The 22,501-nt window shown below is 59.3% G+C and carries 23 protein-coding genes; 10 read left to right on the top strand and 13 right to left on the bottom strand.

Annotation, left to right across the window (positions count from 1 at the left end; genetic code table 11):
• The first annotated feature begins 10 nt into the window (after window positions 1-10).
• On the top strand, window positions 11-418 hold the full coding sequence (locus NANH_RS0122315; RefSeq protein ID WP_027264032.1) for a pseudoazurin: 408 nt from the start codon (window positions 11-13) through the stop codon (window positions 416-418).
• Between the two features lie 92 nt (window positions 419-510).
• Here the strand turns inward: NANH_RS0122315 and NANH_RS29455 are convergent, their stop codons facing one another.
• The 3 genes from NANH_RS29455 to NANH_RS0122300 form a co-directional block, all read right to left on the bottom strand.
• Window positions 511-786, bottom strand: coding sequence for a site-specific integrase (locus tag NANH_RS29455; protein ID WP_027264031.1), 276 nt, complete (start codon window positions 784-786; stop codon window positions 511-513).
• Between the two features lie 233 nt (window positions 787-1,019).
• The gene (locus tag NANH_RS26950; protein ID WP_081710515.1) at window positions 1,020-1,925 is read right to left on the bottom strand and encodes a CobW family GTP-binding protein; all 906 of its coding nucleotides are present in this window, start codon (window positions 1,923-1,925) and stop codon (window positions 1,020-1,022) included.
• Entirely contained in the window at window positions 1,922-3,562 is a 1,641-nt protein-coding gene (locus NANH_RS0122300) for an amidohydrolase (RefSeq protein ID WP_027264030.1), read from the bottom strand. Before NANH_RS0122300 ends, NANH_RS26950 begins: the two co-directional genes overlap by 4 nt.
• 112 nt (window positions 3,563-3,674) lie before the next feature.
• Here NANH_RS0122300 and NANH_RS26945 point away from each other — a divergent pair, with 112 nt between their 5' ends.
• The 9 genes from NANH_RS26945 to NANH_RS0122250 all read left to right on the top strand — a co-directional run bounded on the left by NANH_RS26945 (window position 3,675) and on the right by NANH_RS0122250 (window position 15,294).
• Window positions 3,675-4,598: a LysR family transcriptional regulator gene (locus NANH_RS26945; RefSeq protein ID WP_161631381.1), complete on the top strand. Its 924-nt coding sequence runs from the start codon at window positions 3,675-3,677 to the stop codon at window positions 4,596-4,598.
• Between the two features lie 145 nt (window positions 4,599-4,743).
• Window positions 4,744-6,321: an ABC transporter substrate-binding protein gene (locus NANH_RS0122290; protein ID WP_027264029.1), complete on the top strand. Its 1,578-nt coding sequence runs from the start codon at window positions 4,744-4,746 to the stop codon at window positions 6,319-6,321.
• A 69-nt stretch (window positions 6,322-6,390) separates the two neighbouring features.
• The gene (locus NANH_RS26940) at window positions 6,391-7,302 is read left to right on the top strand and encodes an ABC transporter permease (RefSeq protein ID WP_245601498.1); all 912 of its coding nucleotides are present in this window, start codon (window positions 6,391-6,393) and stop codon (window positions 7,300-7,302) included.
• A gap of 73 nt (window positions 7,303-7,375) precedes the next feature.
• The gene (locus NANH_RS0122280; protein WP_027264028.1) at window positions 7,376-8,254 is read left to right on the top strand and encodes an ABC transporter permease; all 879 of its coding nucleotides are present in this window, start codon (window positions 7,376-7,378) and stop codon (window positions 8,252-8,254) included.
• On the top strand, window positions 8,254-9,240 hold the full coding sequence (locus tag NANH_RS0122275; protein WP_027264027.1) for an ABC transporter ATP-binding protein: 987 nt from the start codon (window positions 8,254-8,256) through the stop codon (window positions 9,238-9,240). Before NANH_RS0122280 ends, NANH_RS0122275 begins: the two co-directional genes overlap by 1 nt.
• Window positions 9,237-10,250, top strand: coding sequence for an ABC transporter ATP-binding protein (locus tag NANH_RS0122270; RefSeq protein ID WP_036050236.1), 1,014 nt, complete (start codon window positions 9,237-9,239; stop codon window positions 10,248-10,250). The genes NANH_RS0122275 and NANH_RS0122270 overlap by 4 nt, the downstream gene beginning before the upstream one ends.
• 677 nt (window positions 10,251-10,927) lie before the next feature.
• Window positions 10,928-11,128, top strand: coding sequence for a YgaP family membrane protein (locus tag NANH_RS0122260; RefSeq protein ID WP_027264025.1), 201 nt, complete (start codon window positions 10,928-10,930; stop codon window positions 11,126-11,128).
• 9 nt (window positions 11,129-11,137) lie between these two features.
• Window positions 11,138-12,100 carry an efflux RND transporter periplasmic adaptor subunit gene (locus NANH_RS0122255; RefSeq protein WP_027264024.1) on the top strand — a complete coding sequence of 321 codons (963 nt, stop codon included), beginning with the start codon at window positions 11,138-11,140 and terminating at the stop codon, window positions 12,098-12,100.
• Complete coding sequence (locus tag NANH_RS0122250; protein ID WP_027264023.1) at window positions 12,097-15,294, top strand: efflux RND transporter permease subunit; 3,198 nt, start codon at window positions 12,097-12,099, stop codon at window positions 15,292-15,294. Before NANH_RS0122255 ends, NANH_RS0122250 begins: the two co-directional genes overlap by 4 nt.
• A gap of 116 nt (window positions 15,295-15,410) precedes the next feature.
• Here NANH_RS0122250 and NANH_RS26935 read toward each other — a convergent pair whose 3' ends face one another.
• Genes NANH_RS26935 through atpD form a run of 10 tightly spaced genes read right to left on the bottom strand, consistent with a single transcriptional unit; the run spans window position 15,411 to window position 22,477 of the window.
• The gene (locus NANH_RS26935; protein ID WP_051372555.1) at window positions 15,411-15,905 is read right to left on the bottom strand and encodes a hypothetical protein; all 495 of its coding nucleotides are present in this window, start codon (window positions 15,903-15,905) and stop codon (window positions 15,411-15,413) included.
• 24 nt (window positions 15,906-15,929) lie between these two features.
• A complete protein-coding gene (locus NANH_RS0122240) occupies window positions 15,930-16,829 on the bottom strand; it encodes a F0F1 ATP synthase subunit gamma (RefSeq protein WP_027264022.1) in 900 nt (299 codons plus the stop codon).
• Window positions 16,813-18,348, bottom strand: a complete 1,536-nt coding sequence (locus NANH_RS0122235; RefSeq protein WP_027264021.1) for a F0F1 ATP synthase subunit alpha — start codon at window positions 18,346-18,348, stop codon at window positions 16,813-16,815. Before NANH_RS0122235 ends, NANH_RS0122240 begins: the two co-directional genes overlap by 17 nt.
• Window positions 18,338-19,105 (bottom strand): F0F1 ATP synthase subunit B family protein, encoded by a 768-nt coding sequence (locus NANH_RS0122230; RefSeq protein ID WP_027264020.1) that lies wholly within the window; start codon window positions 19,103-19,105, stop codon window positions 18,338-18,340. The genes NANH_RS0122235 and NANH_RS0122230 overlap by 11 nt, the downstream gene beginning before the upstream one ends.
• A gap of 2 nt (window positions 19,106-19,107) precedes the next feature.
• On the bottom strand, window positions 19,108-19,398 hold the full coding sequence (locus NANH_RS0122225; RefSeq protein ID WP_027264019.1) for a F0F1 ATP synthase subunit C: 291 nt from the start codon (window positions 19,396-19,398) through the stop codon (window positions 19,108-19,110).
• Window positions 19,395-20,096 carry a F0F1 ATP synthase subunit A gene (locus NANH_RS0122220; protein WP_027264018.1) on the bottom strand — a complete coding sequence of 234 codons (702 nt, stop codon included), beginning with the start codon at window positions 20,094-20,096 and terminating at the stop codon, window positions 19,395-19,397. The genes NANH_RS0122225 and NANH_RS0122220 overlap by 4 nt, the downstream gene beginning before the upstream one ends.
• Window positions 20,093-20,389, bottom strand: a complete 297-nt coding sequence (locus NANH_RS26930) for a hypothetical protein (RefSeq protein ID WP_051372554.1) — start codon at window positions 20,387-20,389, stop codon at window positions 20,093-20,095. The genes NANH_RS0122220 and NANH_RS26930 overlap by 4 nt, the downstream gene beginning before the upstream one ends.
• A complete protein-coding gene (locus NANH_RS0122210) occupies window positions 20,386-20,673 on the bottom strand; it encodes an AtpZ/AtpI family protein (RefSeq protein WP_027264017.1) in 288 nt (95 codons plus the stop codon). The genes NANH_RS26930 and NANH_RS0122210 overlap by 4 nt, the downstream gene beginning before the upstream one ends.
• Window positions 20,670-21,080, bottom strand: a complete 411-nt coding sequence (locus tag NANH_RS0122205; RefSeq protein ID WP_027264016.1) for an ATPase — start codon at window positions 21,078-21,080, stop codon at window positions 20,670-20,672. The genes NANH_RS0122210 and NANH_RS0122205 overlap by 4 nt, the downstream gene beginning before the upstream one ends.
• Entirely contained in the window at window positions 21,077-22,477 is a 1,401-nt protein-coding gene (gene atpD, locus NANH_RS0122200; protein WP_036050231.1) for a F0F1 ATP synthase subunit beta, read from the bottom strand. The genes NANH_RS0122205 and atpD overlap by 4 nt, the downstream gene beginning before the upstream one ends.
• Window positions 22,478-22,501 lie beyond the last annotated feature (24 nt).

Here is a 22,501-nt window from a genome sequence, read left to right as displayed (position 1 = left end):
GAATCGCCCTATGCGCACACTCGCCTGGCTGCTCGCCCTAATGCCGATGACGGCATATGCCGAAACCCATGATGTCGCTATGCTTACCCGCAGCGAAGCAGGAGCCATGATTTACGATCCCCCTTATCTGGAGATTGCGCCCGGCGACACGGTGCGTTTCCTGCCTGTCCAGGGAGGTCACAACGCTGCGTCAATCCCCGAGATGCTACCGGAAGGAGCGGAACGCTTCATCGGTGGGATCGACGAAAAAATCTCGGTGACCTTCGGTATTGAAGGTCGCTATGGCATCAAGTGCTCTCCGCACTACGGGATGGGAATGGTTATGATTGTCGATGTGGGAGAGGTTGCGGAAGCGCCCATTCCCGATGGCGTTCCAGCCCGCGCCCGCGAGCGGATGGAGGAGTTCCTCGGTCAATGAGAGTGAAAGAGTAGACAGGATCTGATGCACCGCCAACTTGGCTCACCTCAGAAAGAGATCCTTCATATGGAACGGAGAAGGGCCGCTTTGGCCTAAGGTCTGCTGTCGGGCCGTTCCATCCCGTCCGTTGCGATATATTTCCATTTCAGGGTTTGAATTTCGCCAAGGCGGCAGCCGGTCGGGATCAGCAACCGGAATGCCGTGACGATATAGGGAGCTTCGCTGCCATCGCGTTCCACCTCGGCCAAGACCTTGGCCCTCGAAGACATCACCCGCACTCCGAACCCGGAAATCTGGCTGTCCCAGACAAAGAAATCCCGGTCCTCGGGGCGCAGCGCATCGATGATGCGTCTGGACAGTTTGGCCATGATTGTCCCTGGAAGTGACCTGCCCTCCGATGGGGTTGTCCTCCCGAGCTTGTGACGCGCGTCTGACCGTTTTCATCGGGAAGGGTGAGTCCCGGTAAATTCTTGACCACTGCAACATAGCTCATGTGAAGCGTCGCACAATTGAGACGGGCACATGAACGCACCCGATCGCATGTTTAAAGCGTTAACACGATTGCATAAACGGAAGTATCCACACCTGCTATAGCGCTGTCTTACTGGCAGCGCATTTCTGACGTCTCGAAAATGCGCTGTATCCTATCCTGGTCGAACTGGTCTTTCAGCCCGATACAGATCACGCCGGTATTGTGATCTTCCTGCACGTCTTCGATACTGTAACGGTTCCCGACAACGTGGATCAATGCCATACCGGTTGCCGTCGCAACGAACCCTTTGGCCCGGTCCACGCCGGGATCGTCGGCCAACGCGGCGCCGAGGACTTCGGCATCTATGCGATGCCTGGACCGCAATACAAGGCTATGGAAGCGACCATGTCCCGTTTCAGCGCCAGCAGCCCTGCGAGCCGGGAAGGGTAGGGCGCCCAGGGCTGCCGAAATGGGAATTTTGCCGGAGGTAACCGGCAGAATGCGCTTTCCTGGGAACTTTTCGCTCAGCCAGTCGCGCACGGTTTTCAACTGTTGCGCCGCCACGAGGTCGGCCTTTGTCAACAGAAGTATGTCGGCCTGGTTCAGTTGTCGTTCGATTGTATCGGCCAGATAACTATTGCTCGCGTTCTTGCGGATCTGTTCGGCGTCCGCCAGTACCAGTATCGCGTCCGGTCTCAAGCCTTCGATCATGCCGACACTCGTGGCGATGGACGCGGGCAGGGCGACGCCGGACGCTTCGATCAATATGTGGTCGGGACGGGGGGACATGTTTTGTATATCGGCCAACGCACCAATCAGATCGCTTCCAAAAGCGCAGCACACACACCCACCGGAGATGGCGATCAGGCCGTCTCCGGTGGACTCGATCAGATCGGCATCGATCGGAAGTTCGCCAAACTCGTTGACCAGCACCGCCAGACGCTGGCCCTCGTTATGACGTAACAAGTGATTGATCAGTGTCGTTTTTCCCGCACCGAGATAACCGCCTATGACCGAAACCGGCAGGTCCATCATATTGACGCGGCCTCAAAGATTCGCCCTCCCTGAACCGTACCCCAGACGGGAATATCCTTTAGCGCCTCGGGGGCAACTGTGGTCGGGTCGCTTTCAAGCACTGCGAAATCAGCGCGTTTCCCGATCTCGATCGAGCCGATTTGATGGTCCATCTTCATTGTAATCGCGGCACCCAGTGTAACAGCGTGCAGCGCCTGTAAGACAGTGATCCGTTCGTTTTCACCTTGAACGCGCCCCGAGGCGGTGCGCCGGTTGACTGCGGCCCAGGCGGTGAAGATCGGCCCGAGAGGAGTCACCGGCGCGTCAGAGTGGATCGTCATCGGCACCCCTTCGGCCAGGGCTGTGTGGCAGGCGTTCATGCTTTGGGCGCGTTCGGGGCCGACGGTCAATGCGTAATGTTCGTCTCCCCAATAGAAATGATGGTTGGCGAACAGATTCACACACATTCCCAGTCTTGCCATCTTGCGAAACTGGGCCGCCGAGGCGAGTTGGCAATGCTGCAAAGTGAACCGATGATCGAAATCCGGGTGCTTTCGCAGCGATGTCTCCATTGTCTCGATCGCCAGTTGGGTGGCCTCATCGCCGTTTGTGTGCGTGTGAACCTGCACACCGGCCTCCAGTGCGCGTTCATAGATTTCGGCCAATTGGTCCGGGGCAATGTACCACAAGCCGTTTTCGGCGCCATTGTAATAGCCGGGCCAGCGCATACGAGCTGAAAACCCCTGAATTGAGCCGTCCGCAATTACCTTGATCCGGCCAAGTTCCAGCCGTTCTGTACTGCGTTCGCGCAATGAAGCCGTGTATTCTACCAACTCCTTTGGCGATAGACCCATGTTAATGCGAAAAGGGACCAAACAGACGGGATAGTCACCTGCTCCGGTCACTTCGGAAAACATCTCGACGAGATCGTCATCAAGCTGCTGGCCAAGGTCCGAGGACGTCGTTACGCCCGATCGCACGCAAAGTCTTGCATAGTTCTGCAGGGCTTCTGGATCTGCGGACAGGAACGCCCGGTCCATTCCGACATGCTGGCCCGCGGGCATCATTATCTCAGGGCTCTTGAGCTCGCCGGTCGGAAAACCGTCCTCACCCAGGGGAATGCCAGGGTGCGTGTTGCCTGGCTTCAAAAGACCTGCCAGATCCAGCCCTTTGGTGTTGACGTTCAGGATGTGTCCAGAGGCATGTAACACGCCAATAGGCCGTGTGTCCGAGACACGGTCCAGGTCGGCCCTCGTCATGCGTACATTGGCCATGTATATCGGATCGAAACCCCACCCCAACAAAGGCCGGTCTGGGTCTTCCATGGCCGACGCAGCTTCTTTCAACCGTGCCACCGCCTCGTCCACGGTTTTCAGCCCGTCCCAAACCTTGCCGTCGGGGTCCATGCGGTCGAACCACCCAACATAGGTAAAATTCCATAATGCGCCTTCCATGCTGTGCGCATGACCTTCTATCAGGCCCGGCATCAGCACTTTGTCTGCAAAGCGATCATCCAGTTCGTAGGGTCCCCAACCCGCCAGGTCTTCAAGCGTTCCCGCACCCAGGATCCGACCGTCGCGAACCGCGACGTGACTGACCTCGGGCTGGTTCGGATTCATTGTAATGACTTTTTGGGCTGAATAGATTGTAGTCTTCATTTTTTATCCTGTCCGTCGCTCAAGCGCCTGCAAGGAACCTAGGAAGATTTCATTCGTCAGGAAAATAGATATAACTAAGGGATAAGCGCTATTAGATGATGGAATGGTGGCGATGCAGAACTTCACACTCAAGCAACTGCGGTACGTTGAGGCTGCCGGCCGACTCGGGTCGATTGCGCGCGCTGCCGCTGAAATGTCTATTTCGCAGAGCTCGATTGCAGCCGCCATCGAAGTGCTTGAAACTGGCTTGGGCTTTAATCTTTTCATCCGGACACCCTCAAAAGGAATTCGGCCTACACCACAGGGTGTACAATCGCTTGCGCTGATCCGGCGTTTTCTGCAACAGGCACGGAATTTCCAAACAGAAATTCAATCTGTTGCCGGCACAGCTCGCGGTACGATCCGTATTGCTTGCTATGCAACGGCTGCACCTTCGTTTTTACCAATAATCTTACGCAGTGTCACCGAACGCTTCCCCGAATTGTCAATCACGGTTTTGGAGGGTTCGCTCAAGATGATCGTCGACTTCGTTAACGAGGGGGAGGCCGACCTGGCCTTCACGTATGATCATTTCAGGGATGCAAAGCATCGTTTCTATCCGCTGTTTTCAGCTCCGCCTTATGCTATCGTGCCGAGCGACGATTCAATCGCTTCTGCGGGCCGGACGACGCTGGCCGAGCTGTCCGAGAAGCCGCTCGTAATGCTCGACTTGCCGGGTGCACGCGATTACTTTGCCGATATGTTTCAGAAGGCTGGGTATAATCCAGTCGTCGTTCACTCGACCCGTTCGTCAGAAATACTGCGGGCCCTAGTCGCAGGCGGCTTTGGTGTCTCCCTGCTCAATATCCGCCCTCTCGACTACCGTGAGGCCGAATCTGGTTATCGCATTGTTCCCATTTCAGACAACGTACAAGCGGCACCCTTTGGTATTGCCATAAACGACACTGCAGGCATTCCGGGAATGATCATGGCGTTTATCGATAACTGTCTGGAATTGCGAGAAAAAGGCGCATTCTCACATCTTGTAGTCGAGTGAAAGGAGGATTCCTGTGTTTTTTGGTGGATGTCGGACTAATTTATCAACTTTTTGATGGAAGAAGCCTGCGCTAAGCTTTGCGAAACCACCCGACCGCAACAAAACTGCGGCACTTGCAAATGGTCATCAACAGGGAGACCGGAACGTGAAACACAGTACCAAAAACCTGGTAGCTGCAACTCTGATCGCGGTTTGCGCCGCTGGCACGGGTTGGGCGCAGGACACACCAAAGGCTGGCGGAACGCTGGTGGTTGCGTTGCCCGGAGGGACACCTCGGGTCTTGAACCCTGCGGTGCAATCCGGAACTGCGACCGGCATGCCGGGTTCCCAACTCTTCGCCTCGCCGCTTCGATATGACGAAGATTGGACACCAAAGCCCTATCTCGCCAAAAGCTGGGAAGTCAGCGATGATGGGCTGAAGGTCACACTGCATCTGCAGGAAAACGCAACGTTCCATGACGGTGTGCCGATCACCTCTGAAGATGTTGCTTTTTCGGTGGATGTCATCAAGAAATATCACCCTTTCAAATCGATGTTCGCGCCGGTCGAAAGCGTCGATACACCGGACGAGCACACCGCTGTGCTGAACCTGACTTCTCCGCACCCGGCGTTGATGCTGGCAATGTCCGGCCAGTTGATGGCGATCATCCCCAAACATATCTATGGCGACGGGCAGGACCCCAAAAATCATCCACGCAACAATCAGGATGTCGTGGGATCCGGACCTTTCAAACTTGTTGAATTCAAGCCTGGCGAGCACGTCATCCTCGAACGCTATGATGGGTATTGGGAAGAGGGGCTGCCTTATCTGGACCGGATCGTGGCGCGCATCATCAACGACAGTTCGGCCCGCGCGATCGCGTTGCAGAACGGTGAAATTCAGCTGTCCACCTTCGAGATGGAGCCCACGACCATAAACCGCCTTCAATCCGACGAGAATCTGACGGTGACCAAAGAGGGGTACGGCGGCATCGGCGCGATTGACTGGCTTGCGATGAATACCACCCGTGGACCGCTGCAAGATGTAAGAGTACGTCAAGCCATTGCTTATGCGATAGACAAGAACTTCATTCTCAAGGCCCTGATGCGGGGTACCGCAGTCGAGGCGAAAACCGGTATCCATCCCGACAGTCCTCTCTACAACCCTGAGGTGGAAGCCTATGAAGTTGATCTGGACAAGGCCAACGCCCTGCTGGACGAAGCCGGTTTCCCGCTTGAAAATGGTAAGCGGTTCGAACTGAACATCGAACTGCCCGGTTTCCCCGGTTATAAAGCCCAGACCGAATACATAAAGGCAGCCCTCTCCAAGGTTGGCATTGATGTCACCGTGCGCGCGCATCCGGACTTTCCAACCTGGGCTCGGGTCATGGGCAACATGGAATTCGATCTCTCCATGGATAGCGTCTACAATTGGGGTGACCCGGTGATTGGCGTGAACCGCACCTACCTGAGCTCGAACATCGGCAAGGGTGTCTGGTCAAATACCCAAGGATACGCGAACGCGCGCGTCGACGAAATTCTCGCCGCCGCCGCGACAGAGATGGACGCTGAAAAACGCAAGGCGCTCTATTCCGAGTTCCAGGAGATCGTGGCCGAGGAAGTGCCGATCTATTTCATCAATGCCGTACCTCAGCATAGCGTGTATTCCAACAAGGTCGGCAACCCGCCGCAAGGCATCTGGGCCTCCAGTTCGCCGATGGATAAAATCTATCTGAAAGACTGATGTATCCGCCTGCGGCCCTTGCGGTCGCGGGCGCTTATTTTGCAGGCCCTCGGCTGAAAGGTGCTCACAATGAACGCGTTGCACGTCACGACAACTCGGATATTTTATGCCATCTTGTTGCTCCTCGCCGTCCTGGTGCTGAACTTCACGATGATGCATCTCGCGCCCGGCGACGTGGCCGACACCATCGCCCAATCAATGGGCGGCGCCGACGAGGAAACGATGGCCCAGATCCGCGCCGATTACGGACTGGACAAGTCCTTTCTGGTTCAACTCGGAAGTTACTTGGGCCGTGTATTGCGCTTTGATCTTGGCTATTCCTTTTATTACAATCAGCCTGTGACCTCCCTTATCCTGCAGCGGCTGCCCGCAACGCTGTTGCTGGTCTTCACCGCACAGATTTTTGCCATGTTTATCGGCGTGGTTCTGGGGGTCATTTCCGCGCGTCGCCCCAACGGCATTCTTTCACATTTTGTGACTTTCATTGCGCTATTCGGCTATTCCGCCCCGGTGTTCTGGACCGGTATTCTGCTGCTTATCGGATTTTCCCTAAAGATTCAGTGGTTTCCCGTGGCAGGCATGCGGGATGTCACGCTTGAAGGAGGCTTTGCAGTTCGGGCGCTGGATATCATGCGTCACATGGTTCTGCCGACCATAACGCTGAGCTCGATCTTCCTTGCGCTCTATTCGCGCCTTTCGCGGGCCTCGATGATGGAAACACTGGGGTCGGACTACGTTCGCACCGCCAAGGCCAAAGGGCTGACCGAACGCGAAGTGGTCTACAAGCATGCGCTCAAAAACGCACTTTCGCCGGTCATCACACTTGCGGGACTTCAGTTCAGCGCCGTGATCTCCGGGGCGGTGCTTGTCGAAACCGTCTTCGCGTGGCCGGGCCTCGGAACGCTGGCGTTCCAGTCGATTCTTGCCCGTGACACGCCCACGATCCTGGGCATTCTCTTCTTCTCTTCTTCTCTGCTTTGATGGTTATCGTAGGAAATCTTTTGACTGACTTCGTTCTGCGCCTCGTCGACCCGCGGCTGAAAGGACGTGCATGATGACCGACCAGACCATTGATCCGCCCGTCGCCAAGGCCCGCTCGCCGCTCTCCGAAGCCTGGGAGATGTTCCGTCACAACCATTCGGCCATGGTTGGGCTGGGGCTGTTGGTGCTGATCGTTTTGGCCGCGATTTTCGGCCCGCTGCTATACCCTACCGATCCGTTTGATATGGTCTGGGCACCATTTTCGCCTCCGGGTGAAGAAGGCTTTTTGCTTGGGACCGATTACCTGGGACGCGATCTGCTGTCGCAGATCCTGTACGGCGCGCGGGTGACGTTAATCATCGGACTTTCGGCGGCGATTGTCACCGTGGTGATCGGTGTTACGGTGGGTGCGCTTGCCGGGTTTTACGGCGGCATCGTCGAAGAAGCCCTGATGCGCTTTACCGAGTTTTTCCAGGTCTTGCCGACGCTGCTTTTCTCGATGGTTATCGTGGCTCTGTTCGGTGCGAGCCTGCCAATGATCACCTTTGCCATCGGTATTGTCAGCTGGACGGCGGTCGCGCGCATCACCCGATCAGAGTTCCAACGCGTACGCGAACTTGAATATGTCATGGCCAGCCGCGCTTCGGGGGCCTCCAATTCTAAGCTCATGTTCGAGGTGATCCTGCCCAATGCCCTGCCGCCGATCATCGTGCAATCGGCGCTCATGGTTGGGTCTGCGATCCTTTTTGAGGCCGGGCTGAGCTTTCTCGGACTGACCGACCCGAATGTGGTGAGCTGGGGGCAGATAATTGGGTCCAATCGGCAGTACATTCTGGAATCCAGCTTTACTGTCACAATTCCGGGGCTCGCGATTTTCATCACGGTCCTCGCCATAAGCCTGGTCGGTGACGGTCTGAACGATGCGCTGAATCCCAAGCTGAGGAAACGCTGATGGCTCCGCTACTCAAGGTCGAAAACCTGCGCATCGAGCTTGCGACACGCGCTGGCGTCGCCCCGGTTATCGACAACCTGAATCTGGAACTGGGTCACGGTGAAAGCATCAGTTTCGTGGGCGAATCCGGGTGCGGCAAGTCAATGACCGCGCTTGCGATCATGGGCCTGTTGCCGGAAGGGATCGGGCGCGTCGCCTCTGGCAGCATCCAGTTCGATGGCGAAGAACTGACCACAGCCTCGCCGCGGCGGTTGCGCGAAATTCGCGGCAACGAGATCAGTATGATCTTTCAAGAGCCGATGACCTCTCTGAACCCGGTCTACACAGTCGGCGAGCAGATCGCCGAAGTTCTTCGCGCACATCAGGGATTAAGCCAGAAAGCGGCTTGGAAACAGGCAATTGAGTTGCTGAACGCCGTGCAGATTCCCAACCCCAAGAGCCGGATGGAATCCTATCCTTTCCAGATGTCGGGCGGTCAGCGTCAACGCGTTATGATCGCAATAGCGCTGGCCTGTACGCCCAAGATCCTGATCGCAGACGAGCCGACGACCGCGCTCGACGTGACCGTACAGGCGCAGATTTTCGATCTTTTGCGTGACCTTCGAGCACAAACCGGAACGTCGATCATCATGATCACACATGACATGGGCGCTGTCGCAGAGATGTCCGAACGCATGATCGTCATGTATGCGGGACGCAAGGCGGAAGAAGGCCCGGTTGATCAGGTCATTGCGCGCGCCCGTCACCCCTATACCCATGGGCTGATTAGCTGTGTACCGCATATCGTGGCGAACCTGACCGAGGAGAGACAGGACCTAACGGAAGTTCCTGGCATTGTACCTGGATTGTCGGAATTCGGGCAGGACCTTTGTCTGTTCTCGTCACGATGCCCCCGCGTGACCGATCAGTGCCGCCAGGCCCGGCCGCCCGAAGCGCATTTCGGAAATTCCCGGATTTCGGCCTGCTGGCATGCGGAGGAGTTATGATGAGCGATCTTCTTGACGTTCAGAACCTGTCAGTCCGGTTCGGTGTTCGCCGCAAGGGCGGTTTTTTTGCCAAACCGACCTACCTGACCGCAGTGGATGATATCTCGTTCACCGTTCGCAAAGGTGAAACTTTGGCCATCGTCGGCGAGTCGGGATCCGGAAAAACCACGGCGGCATTGGCCATTGCTCGCCTTGTCAGTGGCCTGACCAGCGGCAAGATACTGCTTGAAGGCCGTGATCTCCTGCCTTTGGACCGTGAGGACCTGAAAGACATGCGCCAGAAGGTGCAAGTTATTTTTCAGGATCCGTATTCTTCGTTGAATCCGCGCAAGCGGGCCGAAGATATCGTGCGTGAACCGCTCGACAGTCTGACGGACAAGTCCATTTCCGAAAAACGCGAGATTGTGGACGGGCTATTCAAGGCCGTGGGGCTGCACCCGGAACAGAAGCGCCTTTTTCCGCATCAGTTCTCCGGTGGGCAACGACAGCGGATCGGCATCGCCCGCGCGCTTTCGACCCAACCCGAGGTCATCATCTGCGACGAACCCGTTTCCGCGCTCGACGTCGCGGTACAGGCGCAGATCCTGAATCTGCTGCGACGTCTGCAGACGGAATTCGGGCTGACATATGTTTTCATCAGCCATGATCTGGGCGTGGTGCAGCATATGTGCGACAGCGTTGCGGTGATGTATATGGGGAAGATCGTCGAGCACGCCGATCGGCTGTCGCTTTTTAATAACCCCTTGCATCCCTATACGGCTGCGCTGTTGTCTGCGGTCCCGTCCGTCGACCCGATGCTGCGTGAACAATCGCGGCGCATCTTGATCCCCGGCGATCCCCCCGATCCTCTGGATTTGCCGAAGGGCTGCCGTTTCGCGTCCCGCTGCCCCGTGGCCGAGGCGCGGTGTCGTGATGTCGCCCCTCGATTGAAACTGGCCGGCTCAAATCACCGTGCCGCGTGCCACCTGGTGGAAGACGAGACCTCTCCGCTCGCCGGGATCAGATCTTGATTGCGTCGACAGGGCCGACACAGTTGCAGGAATGCGGTTGCCACGCTAACCGGCAAGTTTGTTTTGCGACGGACCAGCGCCATGTATTGCAAACACCTCGCGCCACGGCGGGATAAGTTCGAAGAAACCGTTGCGTGATCGTGTGACAGGCGGAATGGACATATTCAGCGTCTCATCGAGATCTGCGCAATTTGGTGTCGGAGCGGCGGATCAGCGGTGTAACGGTCCCGAAGTCCTGGCAATTGTATTTTGGCAGTATGAACACCTGCCTCCCCTTTGAGTTCGTTAATTTGGCTTAGCTCTGCTCAGGTTTTGGCCTTCCTTTGGCCGGTTCGCATAGTCCCGTACCGTGTCCGACGGCGATCACACTCAAGTCTTGGGCATCTGCGCCGATGTCGGTCACGAGAAGCAAACAGCCTATCGTCAGGTCGTGGCCATTTTCAGAATCATCTGGACCGCGCTGCCTGACACCGCGTTTCCTATTGACGGACTCCGCTAAAACTCACGATCATTCTTGTGAAATGCGTCCGCTTCTGTGGATTCCATTGGTTGTCCCTTTTTTGCGGCAAATAGCGTCCTCAAGGGGGCGGAACAAAGTCGCAGGCGGCTCGATGTGACTTGAAATCCGAAGAATAAATTCATAAAGTAGAATATATATGAAAGATAGGAGCAGACCGATGTCGCTTGATCGTATAATTCTGGCCTTTGCGGGCTCCATGGTTCTTGTCTCCGTTGCATTGACGGTGTGGATCTCGCCTTATTTCGTCTGGCTGACGGTATTTGTCGGGGCAAATCTGTTGCAATCTGCGTTCACCGGGGTCTGCCCGGCGGCCCGTTTATTTATAAAGCTTGGGGCCAAACCAGGCAAAGCCTTCTAAGGCGGGAACATGCGCATTCTGACATTGATTGTCGGCTTTCTGGCCGCCGGGCCGGGATTGGCCGGAACCGTGACGCTTGCACCGACGGCGGTGACCGAATGGAAAGCGGTCTATGGCCGTATCGAAGCGCGCGAAAACATTCCGGCGCGGGCGCGCATCGGCGGGCTGCTGACCGAACTTTCGGTCAGCGAGGGCGATCTGGTGGCTGCGGGCCAGAGGATCGCCTTGGTGCATGATGATAAAATCGCGTTTCAGATCGCCGCTCTCGATGCCCAGATCCGGGCATTGAAGGCGCAATTGACCACCGCAGAGACTGAACTTGCACGCGGTCAGACGCTGGTTGATCGCGGTGTTGTCACCGCACAGCGGCTGGATCAGCTGCGCACGTCTGTGGATGTGGTGCGCGGGGAAATCGCGGCGACCGATGCACAGCGCGACGTAGTCAGCCAACAGGCAACCGAGGGCGAGATTCTGGCCCCCGGCGAAGGTCGGGTGCTGACCGTACCGGCGACGCTGGGGGCGGTGATCCTGCCGGGCGAACCGATCGCGACGATTGGTGGCGGTGGATTTTTTCTGCGATTGGCGGTTCCGGAACGCCACGCGGTGTCATTGGAAGAAGGTGCAGAAATCCGGATGCATACCGCAGGCACCGACACCGCAGGCCGGATTGCAAAGATCTATCCGCAGATTGAAAACGGGCGGGTGATTGCCGATGTAGAGGTTGACGGGCTGAATACCGCATTCGTGAATACGCGGGTTTTGGTGGAGCTGCCAGTAGGGGAACGCTCAGCGTTGCTGGTTCCCATAGCGGCTGTTGCGACCCGGTCGGGAATTGATTTCGTGACCGTGGCGGCGGGCGCGGGCAATGCCGACCGGGCGGTCGTGCTGGGTGATCCCATCGCTTGGGACGGAATGGCGATGGTCGAGGTGTTGTCCGGGCTTGCCGCCGGTGACGTTCTGGTGACCCCATGACGCCAATAAAAACGCCGCTCGGCATTGCCGGGGGGCTGACCCGGATGTTCATTACCTCGCCGCTGACACCGCTGTTTCTGTTGGCGGCGTTCGTTTTCGGTCTTGTCGCCCTGATCAGCCTGCCGCGCGAGGAAGAGCCACAGATTTCCGTACCGATGGTCGATATCCATGTCCGTGCCGACGGTCTCAGGGCCGAGGATGCGGTCAAACTGATCACCGAGCCGCTGGAAACCATCGTCAAGGGCATCACGGATGTCGAACACGTCTATTCCCAAAGCTATGACGATATGGTGGTGGTGACGGCCCGGTTTGTTGTTGGTACATCCTCGGATTCTGCGGTGCTACGGGTGCATGACAAGGTGCGCGCCAATTTCGACCGCATCCCGGTTGGAGTGCCCGAGCCGATGATCGTCGGGCGCGGTATAGATGATGTGGCGATCCTGGCGCTGACACTGTCACCGAGCGAACATTCGGCGGATCGGATCACCGCCAACGATCTGACACGCATCGCGCGCGAGTTGCGCACCGAGGTCGCCAAGATCCCCGATGTCGGGCTGACCTACTTGGTGGGGGAAACGCCTGAAATGTTGCGGGTTGCACCTGATCCGGCGCGGCTGGCGCTGCATGGGGTGACGTTGCAACAACTTGCCGTAAAGGTGGCGGGCGCAAATACCGCTTTTCCGACCGGCCGTATCCGCGACCAGGGCGAACAGATCTTTCTGCTGGCCGGGGAAACCCTGCGCTCGCCAGAAGCGATCGGAAATCTGCTGCTGACCACCCGGGATGGTCGCCCAGTCTATCTGCGCGACGTTGCAGATGTGGCATTTGCCGCCGACCGGGGCGAATTTCTGGTCTCGACGGTGACAAAAAACCAGGACGGCGTGACCCGGGTGCCCTCGGTGACGCTGGCCGTGGCCAAACGGGCCGGCGCGAACGCGGTGCATGTCGCCGAGTCCGTGCTGCACCGGGTCGAGATGTTGGATGGCGGATTGATCCCTGAAGACATGCAAGTCGAAGTCACGCGCGACTATGGCGAAAGCGCCAATGAAAAGGCGAACGAGCTGCTCTATCACCTTGGCCTTGCAACCGTGTCGATCATTGCCCTGGTCTGGATTGCCATCGGTCGTCGCGAGGCGTTTGTCGTGGCGCTGGTCATTCCGATGACGATCCTGCTGACCCTGTTTGCGTCCTGGCTGATGGGGTATACGCTGAACCGGGTGTCACTGTTCGCACTGATTTTTTCCATCGGTATCCTGGTGGATGACGCAATTGTCGTCATCGAGAACATCGCTCGGCACTGGGGCATGGGCGATGACCGGCCGCGCCGTACAGCGGCGATTGATGCGGTGGCCGAGGTCGGCAATCCGACGATTATCGCGACGCTGACCGTGGTTGCAGCCCTGCTGCCGATGCTGTTCGTGTCTGGCATGATGGGACCCTATATGAGCCCGATCCCCGCCAATGCCTCTGCCGCAATGATCTTTTCGTTTTTCGTGGCGGTGACAGTGACGCCGTGGCTGATGCTCAAGGCGGCGGGCAATGCCCCAGCGGTGCATCATGAGGAGTCAGACGGTGGCAGGTTGGGACGTCTTTACCGAACCGTGGCCAGTCCGATCCTTGCGACCAAGGGGCGAAGCTGGCTGTTGATTGCGGGGGTGACGGCGCTGACTTTCGGATCGTTGGCGCTGTTTTACACGCAGGATGTGACAGTCAAACTGCTGCCGTTCGACAACAAGTCCGAATTGTCGGTGCTGATCGACCTGCCCGAAGGGGCCTCTGTCGAGGCCACCGACGCGATTGCCCAGCAAGTCGCAGGGATCGTGCTGGATCTGCCCGAGGTCCATTCGGTGCAGACCCACGCCGGCACTGCCGCGCCGTTCAATTTTAACGGCCTCGTGCGCCATTCCTACCTGCGGGCTCAGCCCGAACAGGGCGACGTGGCGATCAATCTATTGCCCAAGGACGCGCGTACACGCAGCAGCCACGATATCGCGCTGGACATCCGGCAACGGCTGGCGGCGTTGGATGCGTTGTCGGCGGCCAGCCTGAAAGTGCTCGAACCCCCGCCCGGCCCGCCGGTGCTGGCAACCCTTCTGGCCGAGATCTACGGACCCGATGCCCAGACCCGCCGCGCGGTGGCGGCGCGGGTCGAAGACGCATTTCGTTCGGTGCCATTTATCGTCGATGTGGACAATTCCTATGGCGTTCCCGCGCGACGACTGCGGGCCAGGGTTTCCACCGATGATGCCGAATTTTTCCGGGTACAGGAATCCGATGTGCTGAACACGATTGCGATCCTGAATGGCGGACAGACAGTGGGTTATTCCCATCGCGGCGGGGGGCGGCAGCCGATTCCGATCCGACTGGAACGGCCCATTGGCGAACGCACCCTGGGCGAAGATTTTCTGACCACGCCGATTCCGGCCAACGCGCTGCCGGGCGACCGTGGTGTGGTCGAATTGGGCGACGTGGTGCAGGTGATCGAAGAGCGTGCCTCGTTTCCGGTCTTTCGCCACAACGGACGCGCAGCGGAAATGGTGACTGCGGAACTGGCCGGAGATTTCGAGGCACCGCTTTACGGGATGTTGGCGGTACAGGAGGCGCTGGATGCACAGGATTGGAGCGATCTGCCCAAGCCGACGATTGCGCTGCATGGCCAGCCCGGGGATGACCGCCATCCGATCCTGTTATGGGACGGCGAGTGGGAGGTCACCTGGGTTACGTTCCGCGACATGGGCGCGGCGTTTGGTGTGGCCTTGTTGGGCATCTATATCCTTGTCGTCGGGCAATTCGGCTCGTTCAAAGTGCCGCTTGTGATCCTGACGCCAGTGCCGCTGACCTTTATCGGCATCATCGGCGGTCACTGGCTGTTTGGTGCGGCTTTCACTGCAACCTCGATGATCGGGTTCATCGCCTTGGCGGGGATCATTGTGCGCAACTCGATCCTGCTGGTCGATTTCATCCGCCACGCCAAATCGCCCGACCGCCCCTTGACCGATGTGTTGCTGGACGCCGGGGCAGTCAGGTTCAAGCCGATCCTGCTGACTGCGCTCGCGGCAATGATCGGCGCTGCAGTGATCCTGAACGACCCGATCTTTCAGGGGCTGGCGATTTCGTTGCTGTTCGGACTGGCCTCGTCCACGCTGCTGACGGTGCTGGTTATTCCGGCATTATACAGGGTATTCAGAACCTGACGGGACCATGATGGGTGATACTGCAACGCAGCGGCCCCGCAACCAGTTCACCCGATCCGAGCCGGTTTGGGTCACGCGGCATGTCAAGCATCGCCGCGCGACCTTTCAGTGCGACATCAAACCGGGCTGGAGTGCGCTCTGGTGGATTTAGTCGCTTTTGCGACATCCTCGATCGTCTCCGTGATCGCCTCGGATTCTTCTTCTACCATGCGTTGGGCGCAGCGGTTCATCATGCCCAGATAATCACGAAAATCTTCGTTCAACCGTTGCATTGAACCCCTTTGCCAATCAATCAGCGCCCTTGACACGACTAGCGGATCGATCACACCTCCCGAGGCTGTTTCTGTCACCGCGCGCGTTGCTGTCGCGGCGGCCTCACACCGGCGCCTGAACCACTCAGAAGAGTACTTCTCGGTTTCGCTCAACAGCAGTTTCTGCATCCGTATGAAATGTGTCATTTGCGGGCTGTTCAGAGGATCCCACGGCATGCCGCCGCCGACCGCCTGACGCTTGTTCGAATTCGGCATCTCTTCTCCACCCTCCATATAAATCTTCGGTACGAAGGATAGCAGAATTGCGATGCCCGGGCTTTGACCCACATCAATGTCCATCTCTGCCCGGCGGCAGTGGAGGAATTATCTCTCGCCGGTCTTGCGCCGGTCGCGGTCCTTCAGCGCCTCAAAGCCGATGATCACATCCAAGAGTTCGGTGGTTATTTCACTCTGCCGAACTGAGCGGGTATCGCAAATAAGCTCCTCCAGCCGGTCCTCGACCGACTGTTCCGCCTGCTGCATGCGTGCCAGTCGTGCGGCGTTCTCGGTCACAAGCGCCTCGGCTGCGGCGCGGAACAAGCCTGCGAACAGGAAATTGCGGACCAGTGCGGATAAAAGCGCGTCGGGAGGCAGGCTGAAGTGTGGCAGACTCCTCGAGTTCCAGGGCCGCGCGGCAAGCGCACTGATCAATTCGGGATCCAGCGGCAGCAATTGCTGCGCAATCGGGCTTTGCTGACCGTGTTCGGCGCGGCGCATGAAAACCAAGGTCACAGAAATCGCCGCAGATATGTCATCGCGGCGGATCGCATCGATCCGGGCGATGAGATCGCCCGCCAGACGGCCCAGCCCATCGGCTGTCGCGGGTGGCAGCAGGGTGGCCAGCGGAACCATGCCCAGACCGGTGAGCGCATCCTCCATTTGCACCCCGATGCAGATGACTCGCGACGCGGGCAGCAGGGTCATTGCCCGTGCAGTTTCTGTCGCCAGAATCTCGTTATAGTTGCCGCAGAGCCCAAGGTCCGAGCCAAAGGCGATGATCACTGGCATCGCATCCGGCTGCGCCACCGGTGGCAACGCGCCGGTACGGTGCAGAAATGCGTGCAAGCCATCCAGCACGGTGTCGTGATAAGCCTCGATGGCCTGGGCCGCCTGTTCGTATGGCCGCGCGTTGATCGCCGACATCGTTTTCATCGTGCGCACGATACCGCGAATACTGCGCAGCGTCTCCGTGCGCCGGGTCAACAGTTCAAGGGTCTGTGCCATCGAGCCCTACCTGTGCCGCGATCGCACCCCGCGCGGTTGCGACAATGCGGGTACGGTCCGCATCTGTCAGCCTTTCGTTATCGGCGATGCGGACCGCCAGCCCGGCGTCATCGGCCCGCACCGCTGCCCGAATGGCCGCCATCGCCGCCGTTGCCCGGGTCTCGTCCATACCGTCCATCAGCCCCTCCATCGCGGCCAGCAACACCGTCAGCTGTTCCGCTGCCGTCATCGGGTCTCGCTCGGGCTGTCGCAACGCCGCGCGCACCGCCTCGCCGCGCGTGAGCCGGGCGCGCGTTGCATCATCCAGCCGCGTACCGAAGCGGGCGAATTCCTCAAGCTCTTCGAACTGTGACAGCGTCACCCGCAGGTTGCCCGACACGTCACGAAAGGCGCGCGCCTGCGCCTTGCCGCCGACACGTGAAACCGATACCCCCAGATCGACCGCCGGAAACTGGTTCTTGCGGACCAGGCGCGGAGACAGATAGATCTGCCCGTCGGTGATCGAGATCAGGTTGGTCGGGATAAAGGCCGACAGGTTCTCGGCCTGGGTCTGAACCACCGGCAGGACTGTGATTGATCCGCCCCCGACGCTTGGCGAAAACTGGCCGGCGCGCTCCAGCAACCTTGCGTGAACATAGAAAATATCGCCGGGAAAGGCCTCGCGCCCCGGCGGGCGGCGCAGCAGCAGCGACAATTCCCGATACGCATGCGCATGGTGTGTCAGATCATCCATCACCACCAGGACGTCCTGTCCATTGGCGGCAAAATTCTCGGCCATCGTCATCGCTGCATAAGGCGCGACATAGGCCAGGCCCGGCGCATCTTCGTCGCCAGCCACAATAATGACGGTTCTGTCCATCATCGCGCCGTCCTGTATCGCGCCGATGACCTTTGCTACCGCATCGCCACGCTGTCCGATGGAGCAATATAGACAGATCACGCCAGTGTCTTTTTGATTTAGAATGGTGTCGACGGCGATCGAGGTCTTGCCGGTTTGCCGGTCTCCGATGATCAGCTCGCGTTGACCCAACCCCACGGGAACGGCAGCATCGACGGCCTTCAGCCCGGTGGCCAGGGGCCGGGTTACGGCGGATCGGTGCAGAATATCGGGTGCCTCGACTTCGATCGGGTGCAGGTTGACGGTATCTACCGGCGGCTTGTCATCACGGGGGCGGCCCAATGCGTCGACGATGCGACCCAAAAGCGCCGTACCGACCGGAACACCGACAACCCGGCCGGTACGCCGAACGTCCTCTCCCATGCTGATCTGTTCCGACGGACCCAGCAGCACGACACCCAGCCGTCCGGGCTCCAGATCAAACACGATTCCGCGCCCGCCCGAGGCGAATTCCAGCACCTCGTCTGACAGGGCCCGCACCAGACCGGTGACGATGGCGATGCCGTCACCGACCTCTGCGACACGGCCAACCTCGCTGATCTTCGGCGCAGGCGGCGGGCTGTCCAGAACTGCCTGCACCAGTTCGTCAAAGGTAAGTTCTGGGGTGGCTTCACGCGGCATCTGTAAAACCTTGTGCGCGCGCCTGACGTGCCCGATCCGCCAGAACGGCATCGAGGCCATCAAGATAGCTGTCCACCGTCCAGGCGACCTGCGCACCGCCCAGCCGGAGGGTAAGTCCCGGTGCCAGCGCAGGTTCGGTATCGAACCGTACTGTAACGTCGGGCAGAACCGCAGCAAGATCACGTTCTAGTTGCGCGCGGACATCAGATGGCAGCGGATCGCGGGTCAGGACCACGGCCTCGCGATTGTCGCCAGCGGCCTTTTTCAGATCGTCGTTCGCCGCCGCCAGCCGTGTCACCGCATGGGCTGCAATCCGGTGTTCGAACGATTCATCGGCCAGATCCAACAGCGCCTTGCGGGTCAGCGCCAACAGCGCCTCGGCCCCGGCCCGGTGCAGATCCGCAGTGTACCGGCGGGCTTCCGTTGCGTTCTGTGCCTGTCTGGCGGCCAGATCCCGTTCCAGTTGTTTGCGCGCCTCGGCCAATAGCGCGTCGCGCTCGGCTTCGGCTTGCTGGTGCGCCTCTTTCAGCAGATCACCCCGGCTGGAGCGCAGCGACTCGATCTCGGCCCGGAATTCGGCTTCGGCCGCCTCCGCCGTCCGGCGCACCATGGTGGCGTCGTTCATCCGCTCTGCAATCTCATTCTCGCGCGCGTCGATACCGTCCAGGATCGGCCGATAGAGAAAGCGTTTGAGCAGCCAGACCAGCACCAGAAAGTTGACGATCTGGGCTATGACGGTGAACCAGTCGATCGACATGTCTAACCGCCCGTTGCCTGCGATGTTGCCTCCAGCGCCACATTCCAGAACGGATTGGCAAACAGCAGGATCATCGCAACCACAAAACAATATATCGCGGTGGATTCGATCATCGCAAGGCTGACAAACAGTGTCCGCGACAATGTCGAGGCCGCATCGGGCTGTTGCGCAATGGCGGTGAGCGCGGCAGATGCCGCCCGCCCCTCGCCAAGGGCGGGGCCAAGGGCGCCAAAAGACACGGTCAACCCTGCGGTAAAAATTGAAATGGCGGCGATGATGGAAAGATCTGTCATGTCTGCTCCTGTTTGGATCGGGGCGTGTTAGGACCCGGTGGTGCCGAGGCCGCGGAAATATAAACGGTGGCGAGGATGGCGAAGATATAGGCCTGGATCAGCCCGGTCAGCAGGCCCAGCATATCCATCACCACCGGAAAGAAGAACGGCGCAACGCCCAGCAGGATCGCCGCAATCACCGCCCCGCTCATGATGTTACCGTACAGTCGGATCGCCAGCGAAAGGCCCCGCGAGACTTCGCCGATGACGTTAAAGGGCAGCATGATCGCCGATGGTTCGATATAGGTTCTGAGATATCCCCCCAGCCCGCGACTGCCGATCCCGAAGATTGGCACCGCCACCAACACCGACAGCGCCAGCGCGGCGGTGGTCGAAAGTGAAGCGGTGGGCGGATGAAACCCCGGAATCACCAGCAAGAGGTTCGAAGTGACGATGAACAAGAACAACGTGCCGGTGAAATACAGCAGTCTCGGGTCGACGCGCTGGGTGATGCTCTGGATCTGGTCCTGAATACCGATCACGATCACCTCCAGCATGGTCCGCCACCGGTTCGGCGGCACGTCGGAACGCAGATTGCGGGTGATCAATGCGGACACCCCGGTCAGCAGCGCCATGACCAGCCAAGTGTTGAAGATTGTGGCATTGATCGCCAAATCCCCGATGGAAAAAATCGTGTCGTCGTCGGGCGTCAGTTTCATGATGACACCCGTGTTGCCGCAATGGGTCGGGCGATGGCAATTGCGGCAACACGCGCCGCGACGAAAGCCAGCGCAAACCCGGCCAGCGCCGTCGCTCCGCTTTGCGCCACCATCCAGCCCAGCCCCAGCAACAGCGAAATACGCAGTGCGCTGCTGAGCAGCAGCACCGGCAGCGGATGTGCGGCGCGCAGCGCCAGACGCATACCGAGCGCCAGTCCCAGAAAGAACGCCACGCCTGCGCCAAGACCCAGCAAGGCCCCCAGACCAAGGCCGTTCCAGTCGATCGCGATCATCTGCCGTCTCCTTCCTTGCCAATCCATGCCCAGGCGATCAATGCGCCTAGAACCACCCCGCCCAGAATCAGCGCAACGGGCCAGGAAAAGGCCTGCGGTGCCACCCGGTCCAGCCATAGCCCGAGAAATGCACCGATCACCGTTGGCACGGCGATCGACCAGCCGATCATCCCGAATGTGCCAACCCCCCGCAACGGGCTGGGTCCCGGATCGTCGCGCGCGATCTTCATGCGACGGGCCCGATCGCCGATCTCTTCGGTCGATTTATCCGCATCGTTGGTCATGGCTGCGGCCTGCGCAGATTGCTGAACCGACGGACCATATCCGCTTCAAGCCGCGACAGGGCGGCCCGCGCTGCCCGCTCGTCATCGGCCACTTCGGCAAAGGTCCGGCCCACGGTATCGTGCAGATTTTCAAGGCTGTCGCTCGGCACGCCACGGCGCACGGCTATTTCGACCGCATGGCCCTTTTTGACCAGCAGTCCTGCGTCGATGCCGAAAACCCGCTCATGCCCGTCCGGTGCCGTGATCAGCAAAACCGACGGCACCAGCGCGGTGACAAAGTCGACATGGTTGGGCAGAATGCCAAAGCTGCCATCTTCGGCGGTCGCAGCCAGACGTATGGCCGGACCCTGAAACAGAATACGCGAGGGCAACCGCAGAGCGATTTGCATTTCTGCGGCCATGCTCATGTTGCCGCCTCAAGATCCGAAAGCGCACCGATCATGTAGTAGGCACTTTCCGGCAGCTCAAATGTGGTTTGCCCAAGGATCCTTTCGCATCCGTCCAGCGTTTCGCTGATCGGCACCAGCTTTCCGCTGGTACCGGCCGATGCGGTCACCGTAAAAAAGGGCTGGGTCAGGAACCGTTCCAGCCTGCGGGCGCGCGCTACCACGGCGCGGTCATGCGCGGACAACTCCTCGATCCCCAACATGGCGATTATGTCGCGCAGTTCCTCGTATTCTGCCAGCGTTCGGCGCACCGCGCGGGCGATGTCGTAATGCCGCTGACCGACAACCGCCGGGGTCAGCATGACCGACGCCGAGGCGAGCGGATCGACCGCAGGGTACAGCCCCTCGCTGGCACGTTTGCGCGACAGAACGACAGAGGCCGACAGATGCGAGAAAATCTGCGCCGCCGCCGGGTCGGTAAAGTCGTCGGCAGGCACATAGACCGCCTGGATCGAGGTGATCGATCCCCTTTGGGTCGAGGAAATCCGCTCTTGCAGCGCCGCAAGCTCGGTCGCCAGTGTCGGCTGATAGCCCACCCGCGACGGCATCCGGCCCAGCAGGCCCGACACCTCGGATCCGGCCTGCACGAAACGAAATATGTTGTCGATCAGCAGCAGCACGTCCTGACCCCGATCGTCACGAAAGAACTCGGCCATGGTCAGGGCTGTATTGCCGATCAGAAAACGCACGCCGGGGGCTTCGTTCATCTGGCCAAACAGCATCACCATCTTGTCGCGCACGCCCGCAGCGCCCATTTCGCGCCATAGTTCTTCGGCCTCACGCGACCGCTCGCCAATACCGCAGAACAGGCTGACGCCGCGATGGTGTTCGACGGTGTTGTGGATCAACTCGCTCAGCAACACCGTCTTGCCAACGCCAGCACCGCCAAACAGACCCGTCTTGCCGCCGCGTTCAATCGGCGACAACAGATCGATCGCCTTGATCCCGGTCTCAAGAACTTCCGCGCGCAACACCCGGTCCGACAGCGGCGGCGGCGGGCGGTGGATCGGACGGTATGCAACCGCATCGGGCGGCGCCCGCCCATCGATCGGGGCGCCGAAAACGTTCAGCATCCGGCCCAGAACGGCCTCGCCGACCGGGACCTCGATGCCGCCACCCTTGGCGGCAACAGGCAGCCCCAGCCCCAGCCCGCGCACCGAGCCAAGAGCGATGCAGCGCACGACACCGTCGCCGACCAGCGAGGCCACCTCCATCGCGACATCGCCAGCATGTACTAATGCATGAATGCGTGGAACCGGCGCGCCAAAGGCGACGTCAACGACACCGCCCCGGATGGCAACGATAGCGCCATCGCTCGCCTCTGTGTCGATCCGGTTTCCGGCTGCGCTGTCTGTCATCCAAAGGGTCCTCCGGGAAGGTAT

This window comes from Sedimentitalea nanhaiensis DSM 24252 (assembly GCF_000473225.1).
GTDB classification, from domain to species: Bacteria; Pseudomonadota; Alphaproteobacteria; order Rhodobacterales; family Rhodobacteraceae; genus Sedimentitalea; species Sedimentitalea nanhaiensis.
This window is presented reverse-complemented; position numbering and strand designations above follow the sequence as displayed.

Excerpts from the sequence above, each read along its gene's own strand:
- NANH_RS0122315 (WP_027264032.1), top strand. The coding sequence starts at position 11 with ATGCGCACACTCGCCTGGCTGCTCGCCCTAATGCCGATGACGGCATAT.
- NANH_RS29455 (WP_027264031.1), bottom strand. The coding sequence starts at position 786 with ATGGCCAAACTGTCCAGACGCATCATCGATGCGCTGCGCCCCGAGGAC.
- NANH_RS26950 (WP_081710515.1), bottom strand. The coding sequence starts at position 1,925 with ATGATGGACCTGCCGGTTTCGGTCATAGGCGGTTATCTCGGTGCGGGA.
- NANH_RS0122300 (WP_027264030.1), bottom strand. The coding sequence starts at position 3,562 with ATGAAGACTACAATCTATTCAGCCCAAAAAGTCATTACAATGAATCCG.
- NANH_RS26945 (WP_161631381.1), top strand. The coding sequence starts at position 3,675 with ATGCAGAACTTCACACTCAAGCAACTGCGGTACGTTGAGGCTGCCGGC.
- NANH_RS26940 (WP_245601498.1), top strand. The coding sequence starts at position 6,391 with ATGAACGCGTTGCACGTCACGACAACTCGGATATTTTATGCCATCTTG.
- NANH_RS0122280 (WP_027264028.1), top strand. The coding sequence starts at position 7,376 with ATGACCGACCAGACCATTGATCCGCCCGTCGCCAAGGCCCGCTCGCCG.
- NANH_RS0122275 (WP_027264027.1), top strand. The coding sequence starts at position 8,254 with ATGGCTCCGCTACTCAAGGTCGAAAACCTGCGCATCGAGCTTGCGACA.
- NANH_RS0122270 (WP_036050236.1), top strand. The coding sequence starts at position 9,237 with ATGATGAGCGATCTTCTTGACGTTCAGAACCTGTCAGTCCGGTTCGGT.
- NANH_RS0122260 (WP_027264025.1), top strand. The coding sequence starts at position 10,928 with ATGTCGCTTGATCGTATAATTCTGGCCTTTGCGGGCTCCATGGTTCTT.
- NANH_RS0122255 (WP_027264024.1), top strand. The coding sequence starts at position 11,138 with ATGCGCATTCTGACATTGATTGTCGGCTTTCTGGCCGCCGGGCCGGGA.
- NANH_RS0122250 (WP_027264023.1), top strand. The coding sequence starts at position 12,097 with ATGACGCCAATAAAAACGCCGCTCGGCATTGCCGGGGGGCTGACCCGG.
- NANH_RS26935 (WP_051372555.1), bottom strand. The coding sequence starts at position 15,905 with ATGGACATTGATGTGGGTCAAAGCCCGGGCATCGCAATTCTGCTATCC.
- NANH_RS0122240 (WP_027264022.1), bottom strand. The coding sequence starts at position 16,829 with ATGGCACAGACCCTTGAACTGTTGACCCGGCGCACGGAGACGCTGCGC.
- NANH_RS0122235 (WP_027264021.1), bottom strand. The coding sequence starts at position 18,348 with ATGCCGCGTGAAGCCACCCCAGAACTTACCTTTGACGAACTGGTGCAG.
- NANH_RS0122230 (WP_027264020.1), bottom strand. The coding sequence starts at position 19,105 with ATGTCGATCGACTGGTTCACCGTCATAGCCCAGATCGTCAACTTTCTG.
- NANH_RS0122225 (WP_027264019.1), bottom strand. The coding sequence starts at position 19,398 with ATGACAGATCTTTCCATCATCGCCGCCATTTCAATTTTTACCGCAGGG.
- NANH_RS0122220 (WP_027264018.1), bottom strand. The coding sequence starts at position 20,096 with ATGAAACTGACGCCCGACGACGACACGATTTTTTCCATCGGGGATTTG.
- NANH_RS26930 (WP_051372554.1), bottom strand. The coding sequence starts at position 20,389 with ATGATCGCGATCGACTGGAACGGCCTTGGTCTGGGGGCCTTGCTGGGT.
- NANH_RS0122210 (WP_027264017.1), bottom strand. The coding sequence starts at position 20,673 with ATGACCAACGATGCGGATAAATCGACCGAAGAGATCGGCGATCGGGCC.
- NANH_RS0122205 (WP_027264016.1), bottom strand. The coding sequence starts at position 21,080 with ATGAGCATGGCCGCAGAAATGCAAATCGCTCTGCGGTTGCCCTCGCGT.
- atpD (WP_036050231.1), bottom strand. The coding sequence starts at position 22,477 with ATGACAGACAGCGCAGCCGGAAACCGGATCGACACAGAGGCGAGCGAT.